21 protein-coding genes are annotated in these 25,055 nt (G+C 74.9%); 16 read left to right on the plus strand and 5 right to left on the minus strand.

The features are described from left to right. Nucleotides 1-73: 73 nt before the first annotated feature. Nucleotides 74-928 (minus strand): SMP-30/gluconolactonase/LRE family protein, encoded by an 855-nt coding sequence (locus tag F1615_RS16830; protein WP_149549787.1) that lies wholly within the window; start codon nt 926-928, stop codon nt 74-76. After that, complete coding sequence (locus F1615_RS16835) at nt 925-1,698, minus strand: IclR family transcriptional regulator (protein WP_149549788.1); 774 nt, start codon at nt 1,696-1,698, stop codon at nt 925-927. Before F1615_RS16835 ends, F1615_RS16830 begins: the two co-directional genes overlap by 4 nt. A 234-nt stretch (nt 1,699-1,932) precedes the next feature. Here F1615_RS16835 and F1615_RS16840 point away from each other — a divergent pair, with 234 nt between their 5' ends. Next, on the plus strand, nt 1,933-3,828 hold the full coding sequence (locus tag F1615_RS16840; RefSeq protein ID WP_149549789.1) for a hypothetical protein: 1,896 nt from the start codon (nt 1,933-1,935) through the stop codon (nt 3,826-3,828). Nucleotides 3,829-3,877: 49 nt separating this feature from the next. Here the strand turns inward: F1615_RS16840 and F1615_RS16845 are convergent, their stop codons facing one another. Together F1615_RS16845 and F1615_RS35650 are read right to left on the minus strand one after the other, a co-directional pair. After that, nucleotides 3,878-5,119 carry a PucR family transcriptional regulator gene (locus F1615_RS16845; protein WP_149549790.1) on the minus strand — a complete coding sequence of 414 codons (1,242 nt, stop codon included), beginning with the start codon at nt 5,117-5,119 and terminating at the stop codon, nt 3,878-3,880. A gap of 3 nt (nt 5,120-5,122) precedes the next feature. Continuing rightward, on the minus strand, nt 5,123-5,275 hold the full coding sequence (locus F1615_RS35650; protein WP_167533774.1) for a hypothetical protein: 153 nt from the start codon (nt 5,273-5,275) through the stop codon (nt 5,123-5,125). A 217-nt stretch (nt 5,276-5,492) separates the two neighbouring features. Here F1615_RS35650 and F1615_RS16850 point away from each other — a divergent pair, with 217 nt between their 5' ends. The 10 genes from F1615_RS16850 to F1615_RS16895 all read left to right on the plus strand — a co-directional run bounded on the left by F1615_RS16850 (nt 5,493) and on the right by F1615_RS16895 (nt 17,593). After that, nucleotides 5,493-6,479 (plus strand): DUF3068 domain-containing protein, encoded by a 987-nt coding sequence (locus F1615_RS16850; protein WP_149549791.1) that lies wholly within the window; start codon nt 5,493-5,495, stop codon nt 6,477-6,479. A gap of 219 nt (nt 6,480-6,698) precedes the next feature. Continuing rightward, on the plus strand, nt 6,699-7,838 hold the full coding sequence (locus tag F1615_RS16855) for a glycosyltransferase family 4 protein (RefSeq protein WP_149549792.1): 1,140 nt from the start codon (nt 6,699-6,701) through the stop codon (nt 7,836-7,838). Next, a complete protein-coding gene (locus tag F1615_RS16860; protein ID WP_149549793.1) occupies nt 7,835-8,593 on the plus strand; it encodes a class I SAM-dependent methyltransferase in 759 nt (252 codons plus the stop codon). The genes F1615_RS16855 and F1615_RS16860 overlap by 4 nt, the downstream gene beginning before the upstream one ends. Continuing rightward, complete coding sequence (locus tag F1615_RS16865) at nt 8,590-13,026, plus strand: alpha-(1->3)-arabinofuranosyltransferase domain-containing protein (RefSeq protein WP_149549843.1); 4,437 nt, start codon at nt 8,590-8,592, stop codon at nt 13,024-13,026. The genes F1615_RS16860 and F1615_RS16865 overlap by 4 nt, the downstream gene beginning before the upstream one ends. Next, nucleotides 13,023-14,276, plus strand: coding sequence for a condensation protein (locus F1615_RS16870; RefSeq protein ID WP_149549794.1), 1,254 nt, complete (start codon nt 13,023-13,025; stop codon nt 14,274-14,276). The genes F1615_RS16865 and F1615_RS16870 overlap by 4 nt, the downstream gene beginning before the upstream one ends. Further along, on the plus strand, nt 14,277-15,011 hold the full coding sequence (locus F1615_RS16875; protein WP_149549795.1) for a class I SAM-dependent methyltransferase: 735 nt from the start codon (nt 14,277-14,279) through the stop codon (nt 15,009-15,011). It begins immediately after the preceding gene. 27 nt (nt 15,012-15,038) lie between these two features. Continuing rightward, nucleotides 15,039-15,953 carry a DMT family transporter gene (locus F1615_RS16880; protein WP_149549844.1) on the plus strand — a complete coding sequence of 305 codons (915 nt, stop codon included), beginning with the start codon at nt 15,039-15,041 and terminating at the stop codon, nt 15,951-15,953. After that, nucleotides 15,950-16,189, plus strand: coding sequence for a Trm112 family protein (locus tag F1615_RS16885; RefSeq protein ID WP_149549796.1), 240 nt, complete (start codon nt 15,950-15,952; stop codon nt 16,187-16,189). Before F1615_RS16880 ends, F1615_RS16885 begins: the two co-directional genes overlap by 4 nt. Further along, entirely contained in the window at nt 16,186-17,016 is an 831-nt protein-coding gene (locus F1615_RS16890; protein WP_167533775.1) for an FkbM family methyltransferase, read from the plus strand. The genes F1615_RS16885 and F1615_RS16890 overlap by 4 nt, the downstream gene beginning before the upstream one ends. Then, nucleotides 16,982-17,593 (plus strand): hypothetical protein, encoded by a 612-nt coding sequence (locus tag F1615_RS16895; RefSeq protein ID WP_149549797.1) that lies wholly within the window; start codon nt 16,982-16,984, stop codon nt 17,591-17,593. Before F1615_RS16890 ends, F1615_RS16895 begins: the two co-directional genes overlap by 35 nt. On the opposite strand, the gene F1615_RS16900 is transcribed toward F1615_RS16895, so the two are convergent. Further along, nucleotides 17,574-18,446 (minus strand): ATP-grasp domain-containing protein, encoded by an 873-nt coding sequence (locus tag F1615_RS16900; protein ID WP_149549798.1) that lies wholly within the window; start codon nt 18,444-18,446, stop codon nt 17,574-17,576. The genes F1615_RS16895 and F1615_RS16900 overlap by 20 nt on opposite strands. 136 nt (nt 18,447-18,582) lie before the next feature. Between F1615_RS16900 and F1615_RS16905 the strand changes: the two genes are divergently transcribed. The 5 genes from F1615_RS16905 to F1615_RS16930 all read left to right on the plus strand — a co-directional run bounded on the left by F1615_RS16905 (nt 18,583) and on the right by F1615_RS16930 (nt 25,043). After that, a complete protein-coding gene (locus tag F1615_RS16905) occupies nt 18,583-19,665 on the plus strand; it encodes a MerR family transcriptional regulator (protein WP_149549799.1) in 1,083 nt (360 codons plus the stop codon). Between the two features lie 458 nt (nt 19,666-20,123). Continuing rightward, nucleotides 20,124-21,584 (plus strand): acyl-CoA synthetase, encoded by a 1,461-nt coding sequence (locus F1615_RS16915; protein WP_149549800.1) that lies wholly within the window; start codon nt 20,124-20,126, stop codon nt 21,582-21,584. After that, entirely contained in the window at nt 21,577-22,938 is a 1,362-nt protein-coding gene (locus F1615_RS16920) for a carboxyl transferase domain-containing protein (RefSeq protein ID WP_149549801.1), read from the plus strand. The genes F1615_RS16915 and F1615_RS16920 overlap by 8 nt, the downstream gene beginning before the upstream one ends. A 72-nt stretch (nt 22,939-23,010) precedes the next feature. After that, nucleotides 23,011-23,364: a CU044_2847 family protein gene (locus tag F1615_RS16925; RefSeq protein ID WP_149549802.1), complete on the plus strand. Its 354-nt coding sequence runs from the start codon at nt 23,011-23,013 to the stop codon at nt 23,362-23,364. After that, complete coding sequence (locus F1615_RS16930) at nt 23,361-25,043, plus strand: trypsin-like peptidase domain-containing protein (RefSeq protein WP_149549803.1); 1,683 nt, start codon at nt 23,361-23,363, stop codon at nt 25,041-25,043. The genes F1615_RS16925 and F1615_RS16930 overlap by 4 nt, the downstream gene beginning before the upstream one ends. Nucleotides 25,044-25,055 lie beyond the last annotated feature (12 nt).

Genomic DNA, 25,055 nt, shown 5'->3' on the forward strand with positions numbered 1-25,055 from the left:
GCCCCTTCCCCTTCCCGTCTTCCGGGGGCGGAGCCCCAGGTGGGGACGGGAAGGGGCGGCGGGGGCGAAAAGGTCAGCCCGCGAACGGAGGTTGCGGCACGCCCCTGCCCGCGGACGGGACCACCAGGAGGGAGCCTGCCAGGGGGTGGGGGGACGTCAGCCCCACGCGGGCCGTGGTGATGTACAGGTCGGTCAGGCCGGGGCCGCCGAAGGCGCAGGCCGTGACGCGGGGGACGGGAAGGCGGATCTCCCGGTCCAGCTCCCCGGCAGGGGTGTAGCGGCGCACCGCACCACCGTCCCACAGGGCGACCCACACGCAGCCGTCGGCGTCCACGCACAGGCCGTCGGGGAAACCGGCACCGTCCTCGATCGCGACGACAGCGCGGCGGTTGCCGATCCGGCCGTCCGCCTCGCCCACGTCGAAGACGTCGACGCGGCGGGTCGGTGAGTCGATGTAGTACATCAGCCGGCCGTCGGGGCTCCAGCCGATGCCGTTGCTGACCGCCACGTCGTCGAGGAGGACCTTGACCGTGCCGTCGCCACCGACGCGCGACAACGTGCCCCCGCAGGGTGCCTCGTCGTAGCGCATGGTGCCCGCGAAGAGGCTCCCGTCGGGGGCGACGGCGGCGTCGTTGCCCCGGCGGCCGGGGACGGGTTCGCGGTGCAGCCAGCGGAACGTGTCGTCGGGGTCGATCAGGCCGATGCCGTCCCGCAGGTTGAGGACGAGGCCGCCGCCCGCGCGGGGCCGGACGGCACCCACGTGCTGGTCGGTGCGGCGCAGGGTGCGCCGGCCGGTGGCGGGGTCGTAGGTGTGGACGCGGGAGCCGAGGATGTCGATCCACAGCAGGCGGCCCGTCGCCGGGTCCCAGACGGGTCCCTCGCCCAGGGCCGCCTCCGCGCGGACCGCCACGTCGAAGGTGCTCGTCATCCCACGCTCCTGTGGCCCAGTCGCTCGGAGAGTTCGGCGGCGCCCTTCACGGCGAGCTGCTCCAGCTCGGCGAGGCGGTCGTCGCTCCAGCGGATCATCGGTACGGAGATGGACAGCGCGGCGACCACCTGTCCCGTGCGGTCGCGCACCGGAGCGGCGACGCAGGAGACGTCCGGGTTGGACTCGCGGCTCTCCACGGCGACGCCCCGGGTGCGGATCTCCGCGAGGGTCTCGCGCAGGGCGGCCGGGTCGGTGATGCTGTTGGGGGTCATCGCGGCCAGCTCCGCGTCGTCGGGGACGCGGGCGGCGAGCTCCTGCTCGGGGAGGGAGGCCAGCAGCATCTTGCCGACGGAGGTGCAGTGGGCGGGCAGTCTGCGGCCGGCCGCCGACACCATCCGCACCGCGTGGGTCGAGTCGACCTTGGCGATGTAGATGACGTCGGTGTCCTCCAGGATCGCCACGTGCACCGTCTCGTCGCAGGTCTCGGCGACGGACCGGGCGACCTGCTGGCCCTCGGCGGCGAGGTCCAGGTGCTCGGCGTAGCGGGCGCCGAGCTGGTACGGGCGTACGCCGAGCCGGTAGCGTCCGGGCTGGCCGGACACCGGGACGATGTACTTCCGGGCGGCGAGCGTGGTCACCAGCTCGTGGACGGTGGTGCGCGGCAGCTGGAGCCTGCGCACGATGTCGGGGGCGGAGAGTGTCCCGTCCCCGTCGAGGAAGAGCTCGAGAATGTCGAGAGCCCGGGTCACGGCTGGTACGAGGCGTCCCACGACCGGCCCCCTCCCTATGTGTCTCAGGCGCCTGCGGCTCGTTCGAGATTTCAACAGGCGATCGGCATGACGAACACAGGCTAGCCACAGCACGCTCGGACGGGCAATGGGTGGGCGGGGGACGCGGCGCGGTGCCGCCGGATCCATGGAGAGATCCGTGGAGATACTGTGTGCCTGTCTGATCATCATCATGAGCTCCCTGGGGGGGAGCTTTCCCGAGCTGTGGAGTGGTGAATGAAGCAGGATTCCTCTGCGCCGCGTCGTGTCCGTCTCCGACGCGGTGCGGCCGCCGTCGCCGTCGTCGCGCTGGCCGTCTCGGGCGGGTGGGCGTCCGTACCGGCCGCGGCGGCGGACTCGCCGACCGGCACGGTGTGCACGCCGACCGAGGGCTTCGTCGGCTGCCGGCTGTTCGTCCCGCCCGCCACCGCCGGCGCCAAGGGCACCTTCACGGTCCCGGCGAACGTGGACGCGCTGGACGTGCGGGTCTGGGGCGAGGGCGGGACCGGCGGCCCCGGCGCGATGGGCGGCGCGGGCGGTCTGGTCCGCGGCACGCTGAAGGTCACGCCCGGTGAGTCGCTCTCCGTGGCGGTCGGCGGACGCGGCACGGGTGACGCGTTCGGCGGCTCCGGCGGCGGCACCTTCGCCAGCCGCGGGGGCAACAGCAGCGCCGTCCGCGCCGCCGACGGCGAGGCCCTGGTCATCGCCGGTGGCGGCGGTGGCGGCGGCAGCAACGTGAGCTCCGGCCGGGCGGGCAACGCCGGCGGCGAGGCCGGCACCGACGCCTCCGAGGGCGAACGCGGTGGCAAGGGCGCCGTGAAGGGCGTCGGCGGTGCCGGTGGCGGCAAGGGCGCCGCGGGCGAGGACGCCTCCGAGGGGGGCGACGGCGGTGACGGCGAGACCGGCCGCTACGGCGGTGGCGGCGGCGGTGCCGGGTACGCGGGCGGCGGCGGTGGCGCCGGGTCGGCCGAGGACGACCGGCTCACCGGCAGCGGTGGCGGCGGCACCAGCTACGCGGACCCCGGCCGGGTGAGCGGCGCGCGCCTGCTGACCGGCGAGGGCAGCGCGGCCCCCGGGGAGGACGACCCGTTCTGGGAGCCCTCCGACAACCCGGTCGACTCCGGTGTCGCCGAGGGCGGCCCCAACGCCCCGGGCGGTCCCGGCCGCGTGGTGCTCCAGTGGAAGGGCACCGTCCCCACCGAACTGAGCGCCGTCTCCGGTGACAACCAGGTCGTCGACCCCGGCCACACGCTCGCGCCGGTGGCCGCGGTGACCCGGGACAAGGACGGCAAGCCGGTCGAGCGTGCCTCCGTGACGTTCGAGATCGTGGACCCGGACAAGCTGGGCGTGGTGTTCGAGAACGACTGGCTGAACACGAAGGTCGTGGTCGCGACCGACGCCCAGGGCCGCGCCGGGACGCCGCACATCCAGGCCGCCCGCACGGAGGGCGAGTTCACCGTGCGCGCCACGTCCGCCGGTCTCACCAAGGTGTTCAAGCTGCGGGTGAAGACCCTGGCCAACGCGGTCGAGGCGGTCGGGGGCGACGGTCAGCGGACCCTGCCGGGCCGGCCGTTCCCCGAGGCGCTCCAGGTGCGGGTGACCGACGACGGCAAGCCGGCCCCCGGCGCCAAGGTGGACTTCCACATCGAGGCGAGCCGCTTCGACGGCGGCCCCGTGTTCAAGGGCGGCGTCTCGGGCATCCAGGCGACGGCCGACGCCGAGGGCCTGGCCACCGCGCCCCGGCAGATCATCGCCGGTGACGCCCTGGGCACGTACACCGTCACCGCGAAGGTGCCGGGCGGCGCGGGGACGACCTTCACCATCGAGGTCGTGGAGAAGACGTCCGATCCGTCCGCCACGCCCAGCCCGAGCCCCTCCGACGGCGACGGCGACGACGGCGGCAAGGGCGGCAGCGACGGCAAGGGCGGCAGTGACGGGAAGGGCGGCGACGACGGCGCGGCCGGCGGTTCCGGGGACGGCGGCTCCTCGTCCGGTGTCCTGGGCTCCCTGGCCGACACCGGTGCGGGCGGCATCGCCCTGCTGGTGACGGCTGCCCTCGGCCTGGGCGCCGTGGGCTTCGCGGCCGTACGGTTCTCCCCGCGTCTGCGGCTGCGCTCCCAGGGCCGCCGCTGACCTTCCGGCCGGGGTGCGGGACACCTCCGTGTTCCGCGCCCCGGCCGTCTCAGCGGCGCGGTCCGCCCAGGGGCCCGCGCAGCCGCTGGGCCCGCAGGACCAGTTCCAGCTCGAAACGGCGGTCGGGGTCGTCGATCACCTCGCCCCACAGTTCGCGGATCTGGCGCAGGCGGTAACGGACGGTCTGCGGGTGGACGCCCAGGCGGGCGGCGACCTCCGGTGCCCCGCCCCGGGTCTCCAGCCAGGCCAGCAACGTCTCCGCGAGCCGCCGCCCGTGCGCCGGGCCGCAGTGCGCCAGCGGGGCCAGGCAGCGCGACGCGAGGTCCTCGATCAGCTCCTCCGGCTGGAGCAGCACCAGCGCCTCGGTGTGCTCGGTGCAGTGCAGCACCTCACCGGCGGGCAGCAGCCCGCGCTCCATCAGCCGTACGGCCGCCTCCGCCCAGCGCAGTGACTTCGCCGCGTCGGCGACCCGCACGGGCGGTCCGATCGCCCCGGACCAGCCGGTGAGCGCGCGGTCCAGCAGCTCGGGCCGGCCGGCCGCGTCCGGTTCGGGCACGACCATGCGGGGCCGCTCGTACTCCATGTCGAGCAGCACCCCCTGCCCCACCGCGGGCGCCACCGCCTCCCGCGCCGGGCGCAGCAGCACCCCCACCGCGACCTTCCCGGGCAGCGGCCAGCCGATCCGGGCGGCCCGTTCGGCGAGCGCGTCGGCCGGGTCGCCCCGGTGGTGTTCGGCGAGCAGCAGCTCCATCAGCCGGCGTTGCAGCCGCAGACGTTCCCCGGCCTGGCGCGCGGCGGCCTCGGCGTATCCGCGCACCGACTGGTCGACCAGGCCGTCCAGGTACTCGTAGCCGGCGTCGACGAGTTCGTACATGGCGGGGGGCGGGATGTCGATGCTCTGGCCGATCTCGGCGAAGCGGCGCCAGGCGAGGCGCACGCCCATGCGGTAGGTGGCCTGGAGCGCGTCCAGCGACCGGCCGTTGAGTCCCTCGCCCCGGCCGAAGTCCTGGAAGACACCCGGCGGCACGGTGGGCCGGCCCACCGGGTAGCCGGCGTGTCCGACGTGCTGGACGAAGGCCTCGATGGCGCGGCGGATGCCGACGAGGGCCATGGGCTCGCCGGAGTCGTCGAGGACGACGGGCAGGTGCGGGTACTCGCGCTGGATCTCGCTCATGATCTCCTCGGCCAGCGCGGGCGCGTCGGCCAGGGCGATCTCGGCGAACCGGCGTACCTGGTGGCGCGGTACGTCGTGCCAGGCGGACCGGGACGTGACGGTGCGGGGCGCCGTCACGGGTCAACTCCCCTGGCCCGTTTGCTCGTAGGTGATCAATGGGGTGTTCGGCTGGTCGGGTGTGGCTTCGAGCAGCGCCACGACACCGAGCGCGGCGCCCACGGCGAGGGCCGCGGCGAGCGCGACCGTCAGGGCGGCGGCGAGCAGTCTGGACATCGCAGGGTCAGCCTCTCTGTCGGGAGGGTTCCCCACCCCCCACCGTGACCGACCACCCCCGTGTGTCGTGCCCACAGTGTCGACACGACATTGACACTCCGTCAAGGGGCGCCTACGGTTCCCAGCCCATAGGGGGTGGGGAACTCCCGCACGCGCACCTTCCCGTACGGCGCCGACCTGTGTGTGTCGCGCCGTCCCAAGCCTCTGGAGTGCCCGGATGCGCCGTACAGCTTCCCCGTTTTCCCTGGTCCTGCTGGGTCTCGGCACGTTTCTGCTGGTGCTGGCCCCCCTGTTCGCGTGGTACGTGCAGCCGCGGGCCGCGGTGAACCCGGTCGACATCGACACCACCGCCGTCTACACCGGCCGCGGCAGCGTCTTCGACCTGGACCGGGTGGAGACCGTGCCCGATCAGAAGATCACCGTCACCCAGCGGGTGCGCGGCGACGTCGAGGAGAGCGAGCGCAGCGGCAACGCGGTGTGGGACGTGACGACCTCGGTCGACACGGACAAGTCGCTGCCGGCCGCGGACCCGCACGACGCGCTGAGCTTCACCCCGCACCGCTGGGTGCTGGACCGCAGGACCACCGAACCCGTGCACTGCTGCGAGGCCAGGCCGCACATCGAGGGTGAGGCGTACCTGAAGTTCCCCTTCGACGTGCAGAAACGCTCCTACCAGTGGTGGGACAACACCCTCCGCGACACCGTCGTGCTCCGCTACCGGGGCACGGAGAAGGTGCAGGGCCACACCGGCTACCGGTTCACGGGTTCGGTGCCGCCGACGAAGACCGGCACCCGGCTGGTCCCGGGCACTCTCGTCGACCAGCCGGACCGGCCGCAGGTGCTGGCCGAGGAGTGGTACTCCAACCACGGCGTGGAGCTGGTCGTGGACCAGCGCACCGGCCGGGTGATCTACGCGCAGACCGGCCCCAGGCAGACCCTGCGGGCGCCGGGCGGGGACAAGGACGCGGCGGTGCTGCTGGACGCCGAGAAGCTCTCGTTCACGACCGGGACGCAGAAGGAGGCCGTACGGCAGGCCGAGCGCGACAGCGGCCAACTCCGTTTGGTGGGCGAGACCTTGCCGATCGGGGCCGCTGTGGCGGGATGCGTGCTCGCGGTGATCGGTGGCGTTCTGGTGGCACGCGGCCGGAAGGTCGATGAAGGTCCGGATATGTCCGGTAAGCACCGCTCGGCACTCACCGAATGAAGTGACTCACGAGTAAGAAAAGCCGGAAATTGTCACGTCCGTGAGTAGCCCTGGGGAACGGCTGGGCGAAAACTGTCCAATCCCCACCCAACCACAGTCCGTCCACATCCCTCACTCAGCGACCTCCCGGAGTCCTCACGGGGACTCCGGGCCACCCCACCTCCTCACCCCCTCACGTTCTTCCCCACGCTGATCTCCCCGAGACGAGTTGGAGCACCGATGCCCCAGCACGTGCCGTCCCCACTGCGCACCGCGCTCCCGAGCACGCCGCAGACCACCCCGGCGCTCCCCCCGCATCCGCGCCGGATCGTCTTCCTCGCCCACCGCGACCTGGGCAATCCGTCGGCAGGCGGCTCCGAGCTGCTGGTCGACCGGCTCGCCGACGGCCTGACCCGGCTGGGCCACCAGGTCACCCTGCTGTGCGGAGGGCCCGCGGCCTTCCGTGACTACCGGGTGGTGTCGGCGGGCGGCACCTACGGCCACTTCCTGCGCGCCCGGTCCGCCTTCAGCCGTCAGGTCGGCGACTGCGACCTGCTGGTCGAGGTGTGCAACGGCATGCCCTATCTGGCGCCGCTGTGGCACCACGGGCCCACACTGTGCCTGGTCAACCACGTTCACACCGATCTGTGGAAGATGCGGTTCGGCGGTCCGCTGGCCCCGGCCGCGCGGATCGGCCGGAAACTCGAACACTGGGCGCTCACCGGTGCGCGGCAGCACGGGCTGGTCGTCGCCGTGTCGCCGTCCACGGCACACGCGCTGCGCGGGATCGGCGTACCGCGGGAGCGGATCCGGGTCGTCCACAACGGTGTGGCGGAACCCGGCCCGCGCGCCGAGCGCTCACCCGAACCGCTGTTCGTGGCGGTGGGCCGGCTCGTCGAGTACAAGCGGATCGATCTGCTGCTGCGGCTCTGGGAGCGGGTGCGGCCGGTCACCGGCGGCCGGCTCGTGATCGTCGGCGACGGGCCGGAGCGGGAACGGCTGGAACGCCTCGCCGGTCCCGGGGTCCGGTTCACCGGGCATGTCTCCGAGGCGGAGAAGCACCGGCTGCTGTGCGCGGCATGGCTGTTGCTGCATCCCTCCGCGGTGGAGGGCTGGGGGCTCGTCGTCACCGAGGCGGCGGCCCGGCAGACACCCGCGGTCGCCTTCGACGTCCCCGGGCTGCGGGATTCCGTGCGGGACGGCGAGACGGGCGTGCTGGCGCGGGGCGAGTCCTCGTTCGCGGCGGCGTGGATCTCGCTGACGCTGGCGTCCCACCGGCGGGAGCTGATGGGCAAGGCCGCGCGGGAGCACGCGGCGGAGTACCGCTGGGAGCACACGGTACGGCGGTTCCGGGCGGTCGCCCGAGAGGCGGTTCGGTGACGCGTACGCGCCGTGGGGGTGAGGCCGGCTGGAAGGACCCCTCTCTCCGGCGTTCCCTCACTCTCTTCCGTGCCTTCCTGCGCGAGCAGGAGGAGCCCGATGTCTGTTACTCGCTTCTCGCCCGGGACGCCGTGCGTCAGGTCGAGGCGTACGGCGGGTCCGTCGCCGGGCGGATCGTCGTGGACGTCGGTGGGGGGAGCGGGCACTTCACCGAGGAGTTCCGCCGGCGGGGCGCCCACGCCTATCTCTTCGAGCCCGATGTGCGGGAGCTGGGTGAGAAGCCGGGCGAGGGGGCCGTGGTCGCGGACGGGTACCTGCTGCCGCTGGCCGACGGCGCCGCGGACGTCACCTTCTCCTCCAACGTGCTGGAGCACGTGGCGGACCCGCAGACGTTCCTCAGTGAGCTGGCGCGGGTCACCCGGCCCGGTGGGCTGATCTACGTGTCGTTCACCAACTGGCTTTCGCCGTGGGGCGGTCACGAGTGGGCCCCCTGGCACTACCTCGGCGCCGAGCGGGCCCGCGCCCGCTACCGGCGCCGTACCGGCGGGCCGGCCAAGCACACGCTCGGCGAGAACCTCTTCCCGGTGCACATCGGCACCACCCTGCGGCAGGTGCGCGCCCGTGACGACGTGCGGATCGTCTCGGCCCGTTCCCGCTACTGGCCGTTCCTGACGGAGACCGTGGTGAAGGTGCCCGGTCTGCGCGAGTTCGCCACCTGGAACCTCCTCCTCATCCTCCGGCGGTGTCCCGAATGACGACCACGCTCCAGGCTCCCCCTCCGGCAGCCGTCCCCTCGCGTGCGACCACCACGGGCCCTCCGGAGGGCCCGCGGTCGCGCCGCTGGCTGCTCGGCTTCTGGGCGGTGGTGTTCGTCCTGTTCCTGGCGGTGCAGCCGGGCCGGCAGACGTTCGACACCAAGCTCGGCGTCACCGTCGACCCGGGGCAGTTCCTCGCGGATCTCGGCCAGTTGTGGCACGACCGGGGCTCGTTCGGCGGTATCTCCGACCAGTACATCGGCTATCTCTGGCCGATGCTGCCGTTCTACTGGCTGGCCGACCTGGTACGGCTCCCGGTGTGGCTCGCGGAGCGGCTGTGGATGTCGCTGATCGTGTCGGTGGCGTTCTGGGGCGCGCTGCGGCTGGCGGAGCGGCTGCGCGTGGGCAGCGGGGCGTCCCGGCTGCTCGCCGCGACCGCGTACGCGCTGTGGCCGGTGTTCACGGCGGTCGTCGGTTCGACGTCGGCCGCCGCGCTGCCGGGCGCGCTGCTGCCGTGGGTGCTGCTGCCGCTGACGAGCGAGCGGTACGCGGCCAGGGTCGCGGCACTGCGGTCGGCGCTGCTCGTGCCGTTCATGGGCGGGGTCAACGCGGCCTCGACGCTGGCGTCCCTGCTGCCGGTCGGGCTGTATCTGCTCTCCCGCCCGCCGGGACCGCGGCAGCGCAAGCTGATCGCCTGGTGGGCGCCCGCGGTGATCGTGGCGACGGCCTGGTGGTGGATCCCGCTGCTGCTGCTCGGGTTCCACGGGGAGAACTTCCTCCCCTACATCGAGTCCGCGCGGACGACGACCGACACGATGGCGGCGACGGAGGCGCTGCGCGGCGCCGGGAACTGGGTGGCGTACCTGAACTACGGCGAGGCGTGGCTGCCGGCCGGCTGGACCGTGGCAACCTCGGCCCCGGTGATCGTCTGCTCGGCGCTCGCGGCGGGTCTCGGCCTGGCCGGACTGGCCCGGCGCGACATGCCGGAGCGGCGCTGGCTGGTGCTGACGGTGCTGGTGGCGGCGCTGGTGCTGCTCGCCGGGTACGGCGGCGCGTTCGGTGCCCCGTTCCACGGGGTGGTGCAGGACTGGCTGGACGGATGGCTGGCGCCCTTCCGCAACATCTACAAGTTCCAGACCGGACTGGCGCTGGCGTTCGTGCTGGGCCTGGCGCACCTGGTGGGAGCGGCGGCCCGGGCGCGCGGGGCGCGTCGGGTGCGCGGCCGGCGGTTCGCTCCGCTGGCCGCCGCGGTCCTGGTGCTGCCGGGGCTGGTGTGGCCGTACCTCAACGGGTCGATCCTGACGCCGGGTTCGTTCCAGGAGATACCCGCGTACTGGAGGGCGACGGCCGACTGGCTGGAGGAGAACTCACCGGACTCGCGCGCCCTGGTCGTCCCCGCGACCGCGCACGGCATCCACACCTGGGGATCGACCATCGACCAGCCGCTGGACGTGGTCGCCGCGTCCCGCTGGGCACAGCGCGACTACGTGCCGTTCGGCACGCCCGGCAACCGGCGCGCGATGGACGCGGTGGAGCAGGCGCTGCTGACGGGCGGCGCCGTGCCCGGGCTGGCCGACTACCTGAGCCGGGCGGGCGTCCACTACGTCGTGGTCCGCAACGACCTCGACCCCGGCCAGCTCGGAGCCGTGCCCACCACGGTGGTGAAGCGCACCCTGGAGCAGTCCGGGTACGAGCGGGCCACCGGCCTCGGACCGGTGATGACGGGCGGTGTGATCGCCCCCGGCACCCCGCTCCAGGTCGAGGGCCTGTATCCGCGGCAGCGGGCGGTGGAGATCTACCGTCCGGCCGGTGCCGGGGTGCCCCGTCCGGGGCAGGCCCGGCTGCTGCCGGTCGCCGACACGGCCGTGGTCTCCGGCGGTCCCGAGGCGCTGCTGCCGCTGGCGGACGAGCTGCGCGGCCGGCCGGCCGTGCTGACCGGCGACGCCCACCCCGGGCTCGGCACCCCGCCGGTGCAGGTGATCGGTGACGGGATGCGACGGGCGGACACCCGGTTCGGGCTGGTCAACGCCAACACGTCGTACACGTACACGCGCGACGAGCGCAACGCGCCGGACGCCGCGCAGGACGCGGGTGAACGACCGCACCAGATCCTGCCGACCGAGGGGCTGGAGCATCAGACGGTGGCCGAGCTGCGCGGCGCCCGCTCGGTGACGGCGTCCTCCTACGGCAACTGGCTGTTCCACCTGCCGCAGTACGACCCGGTGAACGCCTTCGACGGCAATCCGGACACCGCGTGGGCGGAGGGCTCGGCGGGCTCTCCGGACGGGCAGTGGCTGCGGATCGCCTTCGACGGCGGCTACGACATGCCGGACTCCGTCGGCCTCATGCCCCTCCCGCAGAACGGCGTGCGGGCGGCGGTGACCCGGGTGCGGGTGGAGACGGAGAACGGCTCCGCGACGAGCTTCCTCCGGGCCAACGGCACCAAGCAGCAGGTCAAGGCGCCCGCGGGTCCGACGGGCTGGATGAAGCTGACCATCGTCGACTCGACGGCCGAGCGCCCCGGACTCGGCGGGGCGGGCTTCTCGGAGGTCGACCTGCCCGACGTCCAGGTGACGCGGCTGCTGCGGCTGCCCGGCGACGCGGACAAGGCCACGGCCACCGCCCGGATCGTCTCCCTGCACCGCGCCGCCGACCCCACCGGGCTGTCGCTCGCGCCGGGCGAGGCGGGGCTGCACCGGCGGTTCGACACGGGGACGGCGGGGACGTACGAGGTGCGGGCGAGCGCGGTGGCCCTGCCGGGCGAGGCACTGGACCGGCTGCTGTACGAGGTGGCGCCCGAGCAGCGGGCACGGATCACCGCCACCGCCGACTCCACGGCCCGCCTGGGCGCGGGGCTCTCCGCCCGCAATCTGACCGACGGGGACCTGACCACCGCGTGGATCGCGGGCGACCGGCCGGTCGTCCGTCTGAGCTGGGCCGGGAAGCGGCCGGTCCGCGAACTGGTGCTGGCCCCGGCCGGCGGGCTGTCCGCGCGCCCCGTCGAGGTGTACATCAGCTCCCCGGACGGCGCGGTCGTCGCCGGTGTCGACGACAACGGCTGGGTCCGCTTCCCGCCGATCACCACCGACCGCCTCGACATCACGGTCACCCGGACCGCCCCGCTCACCCTGCACAACCCGGCGGTCGGCGAGGACCTGCAACTGCCGGTGGGGCTGACCGAGGCGTACCTTCCCGACCTCGACGACCACCGCACCCCGCAGCCGTCGGGCACCCGGGAGGTCTCCCTGGAGTGCGGCAAGGGCCCGGTGCTGGCCGTGGACGGCGAGCTGTACGAGACCGGCGTGCGGGGGACCGTGCGGGACCTGGTGGAACGGCGGCCGGTCGAGGTGACGCTGTGCCAGGGCGGTGAGGAGGACCGCGAGCTGGAGCTCGCGGCGGGACCGCACCGGGTCGAGGGCGGTGACGCGGGCCCGCTGGCGCTGACGGACGTGACCCTGACCGGCGGGACCGTGCCGGAGCCGGCGGGCTCCGACCGCGAGCTGCGGATACGGGACTGGCTGGGCGACCTGCGCGAGGTGAGCGTCGGCTCCGGAGCGGCCTCGTACCTCACGATGTACGAGAACCACAACGACGGCTGGAAGGCCACGCTGAACGGCGAGGAGCTCACCCCGCTGCGGCTGGACGGCTGGCAGCAGGGCTGGCGGATCCCGGCGGGCGCGGGCGGCACGGTGAAGCTGTCCTACGAGCCGGCGAAGACGTACGACGCCGGCCTGATCGGCAGCGGGGCCGGCATCGCGGTGCTGATCGGTCTGGCGCTGTGGCGCCGGAAGGCCGCCGGCCCCGACGCGCCGCAGCCGGTTCCGCCGGCGCCCGGCCCGTGGCTCGGCGCGGTGGCGCTGACACTGGTCGGCGTGGTGATCGCGGGCTGGTGGGCGCTGCTGGTGCCGGGCCTGGCACTGCTGGCGTGGCGCAGGCACACGCTGCTGGTGCCGATCGCCCTCGCCGCCCTCGCCGGGGCGGGCGTCGTGACGGCGTTCGGCGCGGGCGAGCCGGTGGGCGCGGGTGAGGGAGCGTACGGCCATGTGGCCCAGCTGCTGGCGCTGGTCGGTCTGTTCGCGGGTCTGGTCAGCCTCGGCGGGTCGCGCGAGGGCGGCCGGGAACCGGACGGCGGACGTCCGGACGAACCGGGCACCACGGCGGTCCTGCCCCCGGTCGCGGCACCGGCCGGCGACCTCCGGCCACCGGCACCCCCGCCCCTCGCCGGCACGCAGGCATCCCCGCCCGCGACCGGACCGCGCGGGGATCGCCACCCGGCCGCCCCGGACGACGAGGCGGCCCCGCACCCGGCCGCCACCACCGGGCCGCGCCCGCCGGAGCCGCCCCGCGGCCCGGAGCCGCCGCCGGGCGCGGGGACGGACGTACCGCACGTGCCACCGCCGCGCGGCGGCTCGGGGTGGGGCGGGGCCGGATGAGCGCACCCCCGCGGATCCCCTTCCCCGTCGTCGACGAGGTGTCCCGGCACTGCCTCCAGGAGGAGGAGCCGGAGACGGTGCACATCGAGGTGCACCTCCCCGGGGTCCTGGACGCCGCCCGCCTGCGCAAGGCGTTCACCGAGGCGCTGCGGCGGCACCCGCGGATCCTCGTGCGGGAGGCACCGAGGCCCTGGTACGGGCGCCGCTACGAGTGGGAGCCGACCGGCGATCCGGACGTGGAGGCGGTGAGCTTCCCGCCGCCGGGGAAGGACGCCCTGCGGGACGCCCGCGCCCGCGCGCTGGCCGAGGCGCCCCCGCTCACCGCGTCACCGCCGGTCCGGCTGGAGGTGGTGGGCGGGGAGGGGACCGTTCTCTTCCTCACCATCAACCACACCGCCCTGGACGGTCCCGCCTGCCTCCGCGTCCTGGCCACCGCCGCCGAGCTCTACGGCGGCCGGGACAACGCCCCGGCCGCCCCGCCCGTGCGGCCCCCCGAGCCACCGCAGGGCCCGCCGGGCACCCCGTCGAACTGGTCGCTGCCCGCGAGGGTGGCCCGGGGTACGCCCGATTCCTCGCCCGGCAACGGCATGCTCGTCACCGAGCTGCCGCTGCCGCACCGGCCCAGGGGCGCCCCGTACACCGTCAACGACCAGCTCATGGTCGCCACCGCCCTGACCGTCGTCGACTGGAACCGGCAGCACGGCGCAGCGCGCCGCCCCCTGCGCATCACCATGCCGGTCGACGACCGTCCCCGGGACACCACGATGCCGATCGGCAACGGCACCCGGCTGGTCGAGGTGCCGTTCGCCCCGGAGGAGCTGGACTCCCCCGGCATGCCGGAGCTGCTGCGCCGCACCGCCCTGCGCACCCGTGCCCTCAAGTCGCTCCCCCGCCCCCAGCTCGGCCACGGCGCCGCCCTGCTCACCGCCCCCTGGGCCCCGGTCGCCTGCCGTGCCGCGCTGACCAGGGCGCTGCGCAGGGCCGCGGCGCCCTGGACGTCGACCACGCTGCTCAGCAACATCGGCCGCATCCCGTACCCGCTGGACTTCGGGGAGGAGGCGGGCCGGGCGCACGCCGTCTGGTTCTCGGCGCCGGCCCGGATGCCCCGGGGGCTCACCGTCACCACCGCCTCCACCGCGGGCCGGCTGCACCTGGCGCTGCGCTGGTCGCGCACGCTGCTCGGCCCCGGTGACGGCGCCCGTCTGCGCGATCTCTTCGCGCACCATCTGCACACCACGGAGGCGACCTGAGTGACGACCACCGCACCCCCGCCCCGCGAGCTGCGGGACTTCTACGAGAATCCCGCCGTGCCCGTCGCCTCGGGCCCTTCGCGCAGCCGCCGCCAGGCCCGCATGCTGGCCCGCGCGCTCGGCCCGGCCGGCGGCGGCCCGCGGACCGTGCTCGACATCGGCTGCGGCGACGGCTCCGCGGCCGCCACCGCCGCCCCCTTCCTGCGCGGCCACCGCCTGATCGGCGTCGACTGGTCCCAGGACGCCCTCGCCCGCGCCCGCACCCGGCTGCCGTACGCGGTGCGCGGCGAACTCACCGGCGGAGGGCTGCCGTTCGCCGCCGGGTCGGCCGACGCGGTGCTCTTCAGCGAGGTGCTCGAGCACCTCGTCGACCCGGACGCCGCGCTCGACGAGATCCGCCGGGTGCTGCGCCCCGGGGGCCATCTGATGCTGTCCACGCCGAACCTGGCCGCCTGGTACAACCGCGGTCTGCTGCTCGCCGGGGTGCAACCGGTGTTCTCCGAGGTCAGCCTGCGCGGCATCCACGGGCGCCCGGGCTCGGAGGTGGTGGGACACCTGCGGCTGTACACGGCGCGCGCGCTCCGCGAGTTCGTGGCCGCGTCCGGTTTCACCGTCGTACGCCTCGAAGGGGCCCCCTTCCACGGCGTACCGCGTGTGCTGCGCCCGCTGGACCGGCTGGCCTGCGCACGGCCGCCGCTCGCGTCGATCCTGCTGCTGCACGCACGGCGGACGTGAGGAGGGCGGGGGGACATGTGGTGGGGAGTGGCCGCGGCCCTGTTGGCGAACGTCCTGTACAGCGGCGGGTTCGTCCTGGAGAAGCGGGCGCTCGCCGGTCTGCCCGAAGTGTCGATCCGCCGGCCGGCCCGGCTGGTGCGGCTGGTGCTCGGCAGCCCGCTGTGGATCGGCGGCTCGCTGGCCCTCGCGGCCGGTTTCGCCGCCCAGCTCGCGGTGTACCGCACGCTGCCGATCGCCGCCGCGCAGGGCATCTTCGTCTCCGGTCTCGTGCTGCTCGTCCTGCTGTCGTCCCGGCTGCTGGGCGAGGAGACCAGCGGCCGGGAACGGTACGCCCTCGGCGCGATCCTGCTCGCCCTGCTGATGGTGGTGCTGTCGCTGCGCGAGAGCGGCGCGGGCGCCGACACGGTGGGGCGGGACGCGCCGTATCCGGTGATCCTGCTGGTGTGCGTGCCGGCGCTGGCGGCCGGGGTGTGGCTGTACAGCTCCGCCGAGCGCAACGCCCGCCACCGGCACCGGCTGCCCACGACGGGCGTCGAGTACGGCGTGGCCGTGGGCCTGCTCTACGGGGTCAGCTCGCTGGCCATCAAGGGGGTGTCGAGCCACCTGACGACCAGCGGGGCGGGCGGCGCGGTGCTCGGCCTGCTGCGCTCCCCGTATCCGTATCTGCTGCTGTTCACCGGCGTGTTCGGGCTGGTGATGTCGCAGGCCGCGCTCCAGCGCTGCCGGGCCTCGCTGATCGTGCCGGTGTGCACGACCGTGACCTGCCTGTTCACGGCGGTGCTCGGCACGCTGTCGTTCGGTGAGCAACTGCCGGACGAGCCGCTGCGGCTGGCCCTGCGCGTCACGGGCACGGTGCTCGCGGTCGCCGTACTGCTGGCCATGCCCAAGCACGACACCGCACCACAGTCCCCCGTCCCGGCCAAGGAGTTGACCCGACCGTGAAACCCGACGACCCGCTGCTGAGGATCCTCGCCTGTCCGCTCGACAAGGGGCCGCTGCATCTGCTCGCGCCGGACGGCGAGGGGGACGAGGCGCTGTACAACCCGCGTCTGCGCCGCCGTTACCCGATCGTCGACGGCATCCCGCAACTGCTGCCGTCGTCCGGCGAGCAGGTGTCGGAGGAGGAGCACGAGCAGGTGCTGACGCGGATGGCCGGGGCCCCGGGGGCGACGCCGTGACGAGGACGGACCGTACGCTCGCGGCCCGCGCGGCGGCGTTCCTGCCCCGGCGTCTGGTGGCCGCGACCGCCCGAGCGGTCTACCCCCGCTTCGAGCCCGAGCTGTCCCGCCTCGCAGACATGTGCCCGCCGGACTGCGACACGGCGGTGGACGTCGGCGGCTGGTACGGCCCGTGGACCCGCCGGCTGGCCGGGCGCGCCCGCCGGGTGGTCACCCTGGAACCGGTTCCCCACCTGGCCCGGCTGCTCACCGCCTCGGCCCCGCCGAACGTGCGGGTGATCCGGGCCGCGGCCTCGGACCGGCCCGGCATCGCCCGCCTGTGGCTGCCCCCGGACGACGGCGGAGACCGGGGCGTGTCGTCGCTGGTCCGCCGGGACATCCACGGCAGCGCCCTGGACGTCACCTGCGTCACGCTGGACGAACTCGGCCTGCGCGACGTCGGCTTCATCAAGATCGACGTGGACGGCAACGAGTCGGCGGTGCTGCGCGGGGCGACCGGAATCCTGGCCCGCGACCGCCCGGCCCTGTTCGTGGAGCTGGAGTCCCGTATCCAGCCGATCGCGCCGGTGGTGACGTACCTGTCCATGCTGGGCTACGACGGCTGGGTGCTGCCCGCGGGCACCTGGGTCCCGCTGTCCCGCTTCCCGCTGGAGGCCCACCAGGCGCGCACCTCGTACGTCGTCACGCACGGCCTGCTGCGCCGGGTCCTGCCCTTCCGGGGCCCGCGCTACGTCAACTCGGTGCTGTTCCTCCCGGACGGCCGCCGCCCCGGAGCGCCGGCGGTGGGCGACGATGGGTCCCGTGCCCACCGGACAACGCCCCACTAGCCCGTTCACCCCGTTCGACTTCCAGCTCGTGCTGCTGCGCCGCATGGCCGACCACAACCCCGGCCCGGTGGAGGACGCCCGGCGTGCGCTGGGCGCCTCCCTGGCCGACATGCGCGAGGCCAACCGGCGCTGGCAGGCGATGGTCCGCTCGCCGCGCTCCCGCCCGGCCCTGTCGCGGTACCGCTCCGTGCTCGGCGAGCCGGAGTCGCGGACCCCGCGCCGGGTCGGCGACCTGGACTGCGAGGCGTGGCGGTGGCCGCTTCCGCTCTGGCCCGGCCTGCGCTTCGAGGTGCTGACGGCGGCGTCCGGCGGCGCGGTGTGGAACGAGTGGCTGGTCCGCGCGCCGGGCACCCCCGCGCCCGTCCTGCGCACGGTGGAGGACCTCACCCCCTGGTCCTGCACGGTGGACGAGGCCGCCCGCGCCTTCGCGCCCGCCCGCCCTCTGGAGGGCACGGCGCCGACCCGGTGGGGGCTGGCCTTCACGGCCCCGGACACGTCGGGCGTACGGCGCGAGGTGGTCGCGGAGTTCACATGGGGGCTGCTGCAGCGTACGGCGGTCAGCGGCCCGCGGCCGTGAGGATCTCCCGCACGACCCGCGGCACCGACTCCGGGTGCAGCCACAGGAACAGGTTCGGTTCGACGAGCTCCAGCTCCATCACCCGGGGCCGGCCGTCCTCCCCGTCCACGAGGTCCACGCGCGCGTACAGCAGCTCCGGCGCTCCGGGCACGGCGGCCAGGGCCCGCTCGGCGACGGCGAGTTCGGCGGGGGTGGGTGTCCAGTCCGTCAGCCCCGGGTGGGCGACCTTGCGCCGGTCGTAGGGCGTGCCGGGGGCGAGGACGGGCCCCTTGCGGCTGGCGTGGAGCAGGCTCCCGCCGAAGAACTGCAGCGCCCGCTCCCCGGCGGTGTCGATGCCGCGCACGTAGGGCTGCACCATCGCGGTGAGCCCGTCCGCGTGCAGGCGCCGCAGGTGCCGTACGGCGGTGGCGTGCTCGCCGGGCGTGTAGCGGGCGGCGAAGCGGGCGCCGGCGCCGGAGGCCGGCTTGACGACGTACTCGTGCCCGTCCGGGAGGCCGAGGGCGTCCCCGGGTGCCAGGTACCGGGTGTCCACCACGGGCACGCCGGCCCCGGCGAGGTCCGCGAGGTACCGCTTGTCGGTGTTCCACCGCACCACGTCCGCCGGGTTGGCCAGCCGGGTCGCCGTGCCGCACCGCTCGGCCCACGCGGTGAACTCCGCCGCCCGCCAGCTGTAGTCCCAGGTGGACCGGATCACGGCGAGATCGAAGCCGGACCAGTCCACCTCGCCGTCGTCCCACACCTCGGCGGACGCCCCGGCCCCGGCCTCCTCCAGCGCCCGCACCAGCACCGGCAGGTCGCGGTCCTCGGCGACGTCCGGGCCGGGCGTGCAGGTCACGAGCGCGATGCGGGACACGGCGACTCACTCCTCGTACGAACAGCTGATCGGGGAGCAGGCTAACAACCCGCCCCGGGAACCACGGGAGGCGGCTTGACCTTCACCTTCGGGGAAGCCCCAGCATCGGTGGCGGAACGCGGAACGGGGAGGGGCGATGGAGATGCTGACGATCGGCGCGTTCGCGAAGGCGTGCCGGCTCTCCCCGAAGGCCCTGCGCCTGTACGACGAGCTGGACCTGCTGCGCCCCGCCCGGGTGGACCCGGACACGGGTTACCGCTACTACGCGGCGGAGCAGCTGGAGCAGGCCCGTCTGGTGGCGTGGCTGCGCCGTCTGGGCATGCCGCTGGCGGAGATCCGTCGCGTCCGCTCGCTGGACGACGGTGCCGCCGCCGCGGAGATCCGGGCCTACTGGGCCCGGGTGGAGGCGGAGACGGCCGTACGGCGGGACCTCGCCGCGTTCCTGGTCGATCACCTCACGGAAGAGTCGAGAAGGGACACCGCCATGACCACCATGAACACGCTGGAGCTGCGCTACTCCGCCCACTCCGACCGGGGCCGGGTCCGCCCCGCCAACCAGGACACGGCGTACGCGGGGGCCCGGCTGCTGGCCGTCGCCGACGGCTTCGGTCCGGCGGGGGCGCCGGCGAGCAGCGCGGCGGTGGAGGCGCTGCGGTTCCTGGACACGCGGGAGATACCGGCGGGCGGGGTCCTGAACCTGCTGGAGGACGCGGTGCGCGGGGCGGCACGGGCGGTCCGTGACGCGGCGGACGGCTCGGCGGAGGCGGGCACCACGCTGACCGCCCTGCTCTGCACGGGCTCCCGGCTGGCCCTGGTCCACATCGGCGACTCCCGCGCGTACCTGCTCCGGGACGGCGAGCTGTTCCGCATCACCCACGACCACACGGTGGTCCAGTCGATGCTCGACGAGGGCCGGCTGACCGAGGAGGAGGCGGCCTCCCACCCCCGGCGCTCGCTGCTCCTCAAGGCCCTCACCGGCACGGAGGCCACCACGTCCTCCCCCGACCTGCGCCTCCACGACGCCCGCCCCGGCGACCGGTACCTCCTGTGTTCGGACGGCCTCCCGGCCGTCGTCGCCGACGACACGATCGGGGAACTCCTGGCCACTGCCCCGACCCCGGACCAGGCGGTCCACACCCTGATCACCAGGGCGAACGACTCCGGCGGCCCGGACAACATCACCTGCGTGGTCGCGGACGTGACAGCAGCGGCCCCCTGACCCCCGCCGGCCCGCGGTGGCGGCCGCCGCCGCGGTCGCGGAAGCCGCCGGAGGCGGTGGCGCGGCCTCCATCGCCTCCGCCATGCCCGCCGTGCCCGCCGCCTCCGCCGTGCCCGCCGTGCCCGCCGCCTCCGCCGTGCCCGCCGCCTCCGCCGTGCCCGCCGTGCCCGCCGCCTCCGCCGTGCCCGCCGCCTCCGCCACGCCCGCCGTGCCCGCCGCCTCCGCCGTGTCCGCGGGCAGTCGTGCCGCTGGGGCGGCACGGGTGGGCGCGACGGCACCCCGCCGACGCCGGGCTGCGCGAACACCCCCCGGCCCACCCCCGCACCGTGCACCCGGCACCCGGCACCCGGCACCCGGCGATGGCCGCACCCGACAGCGGGTAGGACACCCTGGACCCTGAACCCCGGCACCGCCCGCCCCGACCGACAGCCAGCCAGCCAGCCAAGGAGATCCGCCCCGTGTCCTCCCTCTTCCCGGCCCTGACCGACGGCCACCCGGCCGACCGGCCCGCCCTGCGCTTCGGCGAGCGCGAACTCACGTACGGGCAACTCGCCGCGGCGGCCGGCGCGGTGGCCGGGAACCTGAAGGGGACGCGCCGCGCCGCCGTATGGGCCACGCCGACCCTGGAGACCGCGGTCGCCGTCACCGCGGCGCTGCTCGCCGGCCCGGCCGTCGTGCCGCTCAACCCGAAGTCGGGCGAGAAGGAACTCGGCCACATCCTTTCCGACAGCACCCCCGACCTGGTGCTCACCGCCCCCGGCACACCACTGCCCGCCGCCCTGGCCGGCCTGCCCCGCCTCGACGTGGACCCCGCGGCCCGGGCGGCCCCTGGCGCCCTCCCCGACGACCGTGACCGGGACCCCGAGGACCCCGCCCTGATCGTCTACACCTCCGGCACCACCGGCCCGCCCAAGGGCGCCGTCATCCCCCGCCGCGCCGTCGCCACGACCCTCGACGCGCTCGCCGACGCCTGGCAGTGGACCGGGGACGACGTGCTGGTGCACGGGCTCCCGCTGTTCCATGTGCACGGCCTGGTCCTCGGCACGCTCGGCCCGCTGCGCCGCGGCGGCTCCGTGCGCCACCTGGGCAGGTTCACCACCGAGGGCGTGGCGCGCGAGCTGAACGGCGGTGCCACCATGCTGTTCGGCGTGCCGACGATGTACCACCGTGTCGCCGAGGCGCTCCCCGCCGAGCCGGACCTGGTCGAGGCGCTGGCCGGGGCGCGGCTGCTGGTGTCGGGTTCCGCCGCGCTGCCCGTGCACGACCACGAGCGGATCGGCGCGGCCACGGGACGCCGGGTCGTCGAGCGGTACGGCATGACCGAGACGCTGATGAACACCAGCGTCCGCGCGGACGGCGAGGCCCGCCCCGGCACGGTCGGCGTGCCGCTGCCGGGGGTGGAGCTGCGACTGGTGGAGGAGGACGGCTCGCCGGTGGCGTCGTACGACGGTGAGACGGTCGGTGAGATCCAGGTGCGCGGGCCGAACCTGTTCACCGGGTACCTGGGCCGGCCGGACGCCACGGCCGCCGCGTTCACCGCCGACGGCTGGTTCCGCACCGGGGACATGGCGGTGCGCGACCCCGACGGCTACGTCCGCATCGTGGGCCGCAAGGCCACCGACCTGATCAAGAGCGGCGGTTACAAGATCGGCGCGGGTGAGATCGAGAACGCGCTGCTGGAGCATCCCGGGGTGCGGGAGGCCGCGGTCACCGGGGAACCGGACGCCGATCTGGGCGAGCGGATCGTGGCCTGGGTGGTGCCGGCGGATCCGCAGTCCCCGCCCGGCCTCGAGGAGCTGGCCGGCCATGTCGCCGGGCGGCTCGCCCCGCACAAGCGCCCGCGCGTCCTCCACCACCTCGACGCCCTCCCCCGCAACGACATGGGCAAGATCATGAAGCGGGCGCTGTCCCATGGCTGACCGTCTCTCCGCCCGCGAGACCGTCGCCCTCGTCACCGACGACTTCACCGAACTGCCGTCCCCGGAGCGCTCCGGGCACCCGGACGGTCCGCTCGGCTGGCCCGGCTACGACGCCGCCCGCGCCCGCGCCGCCGAGCGCACCGGCGAGCGGGAGTCCGTGATCTGCGGCACCGGGGACATCGACGGCACCCGGGCCGTCCTCATCGCGTTCGAGTTCGGCTTCCTCGGCGGCTCCCTCGGTATGCGCACCGGCGACCGCCTGGAGGCGGCGTACGCGCATGCCCGCGCGCACCACCTGCCGGTGGTGCCGCTGGTCGCCACCGGCGGCAGCCGGATGCAGGAGGGCATGCTCGCCCTCACCCAGCTCCAGCGGGTGGCCAGGGCGTCGGCGCTCACCCGGCAGTCCGGGCTGCCGCAGATCGCCGTGCTGCGGGACCCGACGACCGGCGGCGGCTGGGCCACCCTGGGCGCGGGCGCCGACGTCGTGCTGGCGCTGCCCGGCGCGCAGGTCGGCTTCGCCGGCTCACGGGTCCGCCCGGCGGACGCGGACCCGGCGGCGTACACGGCCGAGGCGCAGGTGGCGGCGGGCGCGGCGGACGCGCTGGTCCGGCCGGAGGCGCTGCGGGACACCCTGGGCCGCTGGCTGCGGCTGCTGACCCGCCCCTCCACCGCACCGGCCCCGCCGCCCCTCGCGCCGGGCGCGGCCGGCCTCCCGGCCACCGGCTGGGACGCGGTCCGCCGCGCCCGCTCCCCCCTGCGCCCCCGCGCCACCGCCTACCTGGACGCCTACTTCACCTCCCGCGTCACCATCGGCGGCGACCGCTGCGGCGGCACGGACCCCGACGGCATGCTCTGCGGCTTCGGCGAACACCGGGGCCGTACGGTCGCCTACGCCGCGCAGACCGGCACGGCCACCCGTCCCGCCGGGTACCGCACGGCCGCCCGTCTCGTCCGGCTCGCGGACCGGCTCGGCATCCCGGTGCTGACGCTCGTGGACACCCCGGGCGCGGCCAATGACGCGGAGGCGGAACGGCAGGGCGCGGGGGCCGCCATCGCCGATCTGTTCGGCGCCGTGGCCTCCGCCCGTACGCCGGTCACCACGCTGGTCGTCGGCGAGGGCGGCTCCGGCGGCGCGCTGGCCCTGGCGGCTCCCGGCAACACCTGGGCCACCCCGGACAGCTACTTCTCGGTGATCGCCCCGGAACTCGCGGCGGCCATCCTCAAACGCCCGCCCGAGGAGGCGGAGAAGACGGCGGACCAACTCCGCATCCGGCCTCAGGACCTGGTGGAGCTGGGGGTGGTCCGGGGGGTCGTGGGGCCGGGAGGGCCCGGGCGGACGGAGTCGGCCGGTTGACCGGTGACACGGCAAACACCGGACGTAACATGGGAGTTCACGCAGTCACACAATACGGGGGCGCGCTGCGCGATGGACGGATTGATGCAGTTCACGACCGAGAGCGGCAGCTCGGTCGTGGTGGAGGGCGTGGAGGACGAGTCCGGAGCCCGGCTCGTCTCGCGCGGCGGCGGCCCGGCCCAGGCGGCGCGCACCTTCGAGGGTTCCCTGGACGGGGTGCGGGCTGCGGCCGAGTCCGCCCTGCGCGTCTTCCGGGACGGCGCGCTCAAACCCGACGCGGTGGAGCTGGAGTTCGGCGTGAAACTCACCGCGGAGGCCGGGGCGGTCATCGCCAGGGGAGCGGCGGAGGGGCACCTGGTCGTCAAGCTCAGCTGGGCGCCCGGGACGACGCCCGGAACGGACGGTGAGGTCGCCGACCGCCGATGAGCAGGGCTGCCTGGCACACCCGGATCGAGTGCGGGAACGACGTCGGCGCAGGCTTTCTCGTCTCGGCGCGTCAGGTCGTCACCTGCGCCCACGTCGTGGCGGCGAGCGACACGTCGGCGGTGTCGGTGAGCTTTCCGAACCACGCCGCACTGGGGCAGGTCTCCGCCGCGGTGTCCGTCCACGGCGGCTGGCGCGGCGGCGGCACCGACCCCGGGGACCTGGCCGTACTGGAGCTGGAGCGGGAAGTGCCGCTCACCCCGGCCGTCTTCGCGCCGCCCGGCGCCGAGCGTGACATCCCCTTGCCCGTGCTGAGCGCGTACGGCTTTCCCCGTGGCTACGACGAGGGCGCCTTGGCGCAGTACCGCGCGGTGCCCGGCCCGCTGATCGCCGACGAGTGGGTGCAGGTGGAGGCCTTCTCCGGACACGGACAGCCGCTCGCCGACGGCTTCAGCGGGGCCGCGATGACGCTGGCCGACGGTTCGGTGGTCGGCATGGTCACGGCGGTCGCGGGCGGGCGGGACGTACGCGCGGGGCGCATGCTGCCCACCGAGGTCATGGCCCGCTACTGGAGCGGTCTGAGCGAACTGGTGCCGACTCCGGGCCACACCCGGGACCAGCTGAGAGAGCTGTACGACCTGGTGCGGAGGGCCGAGCGCGAAGGGGTGACATGCGATCACGACCGGTTGTACGTCGACGCCGTCGGTGCCTTCGGCCCCAGCCTGCCCGAGGGCGGGTTCGGCTCCCTGGCGTCGGCGGCGGCGTACGTGCAGTGGGAGGTGTCGGAGGCGGTGCCCCGGTTCGCCGCCCGGCTGCGGGGGCTGCTGGACCACCCGGGGTGCCGGAGCGAGCCGGCCCCGGACGTGCGGCCCGGACACGTCACCGCCTGGTCACCCATCGTCGTGGAGATCGATCACAGCGGCGTCGGCCCCGACCAGGTCACCGTCGAGGTGTCCGCGTACCACGACGGACAGCGCCGTCCCGTGGGCACCCGCCGCCTGCCGCGTTCCGGCGTACGGGCCTACGTCCAGGAGCACATCGACGAGGCCGTCACCCAGCTCGCCCCGGGGGCCGACGAGTTGCTCGCCTTCGTGCTGCCGCGCGGCTGGCTGAACGAACCGGTCGCGCGCTGGGAGTGCGGCGCGGACGACCCCACTCCGCTCGGCTGCGCCTATCCGCTGGTCGTGGCGGACCGCACCCGCCACCGCAGCGGGCGGTTGCGCCACCAGCTCCACAAGAAGTGGCAGAAGCTGGAGAAGGGTGCGACGGCGTCCCTGCACCGCATCGAGTGCGGCACGCCGGAGCGGCCACCCACTCTGCGCAAGCGGCTGTGGGACGACGGCACCGGCCTGGTCGGCTTCGCCTCTCCGCCCGACGCGGCGCGAGAGCACTTCGAGGTCGGCCTGACCGTCCCCGTTCCCGTGCTGCTGTGGCCCCGCGCGGGCTGCCGGGAGGCCGGCCACGAGGGTCCCTGCGACGGCGGTGCCTTCCTCGACGAACTCACCGCGTCCGTCGCCGGTGTGCCCCCCGCCGACCTTCCGCACCACGTCCTGTCCTTACGTCTGACCGCGGACGCCGACGACGAGGCGGACCGGCACTGGGCGAGGGACGTGCAACTTCTGTGGGACGACCCGCGCTGCTTCCCCGAGACCGCCGCACCCCTGCACTCCCCCGTCGCCTGACCGCCCGCCGAG

The organism is Streptomyces marokkonensis, from assembly GCF_008312835.1.
Lineage (GTDB): Bacteria > Actinomycetota > Actinomycetes > Streptomycetales > Streptomycetaceae > Streptomyces > Streptomyces marokkonensis_A.

Coding starts and splice junctions, on each gene's coding strand:
- F1615_RS16930 (WP_149549803.1), top strand. CDS start 23,361: ATGAGCAGGGCTGCCTGGCACACCCGGATCGAGTGCGGGAACGACGTC.
- F1615_RS16905 (WP_149549799.1), top strand. CDS start 18,583: ATGGAGATGCTGACGATCGGCGCGTTCGCGAAGGCGTGCCGGCTCTCC.
- F1615_RS16840 (WP_149549789.1), top strand. CDS start 1,933: ATGAAGCAGGATTCCTCTGCGCCGCGTCGTGTCCGTCTCCGACGCGGT.
- F1615_RS35650 (WP_167533774.1), bottom strand. CDS start 5,275: ATGTCCAGACTGCTCGCCGCCGCCCTGACGGTCGCGCTCGCCGCGGCC.
- F1615_RS16830 (WP_149549787.1), bottom strand. CDS start 928: ATGACGAGCACCTTCGACGTGGCGGTCCGCGCGGAGGCGGCCCTGGGC.
- F1615_RS16925 (WP_149549802.1), top strand. CDS start 23,011: ATGGACGGATTGATGCAGTTCACGACCGAGAGCGGCAGCTCGGTCGTG.
- F1615_RS16865 (WP_149549843.1), top strand. CDS start 8,590: ATGACGACCACGCTCCAGGCTCCCCCTCCGGCAGCCGTCCCCTCGCGT.
- F1615_RS16870 (WP_149549794.1), top strand. CDS start 13,023: ATGAGCGCACCCCCGCGGATCCCCTTCCCCGTCGTCGACGAGGTGTCC.
- F1615_RS16920 (WP_149549801.1), top strand. CDS start 21,577: ATGGCTGACCGTCTCTCCGCCCGCGAGACCGTCGCCCTCGTCACCGAC.
- F1615_RS16850 (WP_149549791.1), top strand. CDS start 5,493: ATGCGCCGTACAGCTTCCCCGTTTTCCCTGGTCCTGCTGGGTCTCGGC.
- F1615_RS16895 (WP_149549797.1), top strand. CDS start 16,982: ATGGGTCCCGTGCCCACCGGACAACGCCCCACTAGCCCGTTCACCCCG.
- F1615_RS16855 (WP_149549792.1), top strand. CDS start 6,699: ATGCCCCAGCACGTGCCGTCCCCACTGCGCACCGCGCTCCCGAGCACG.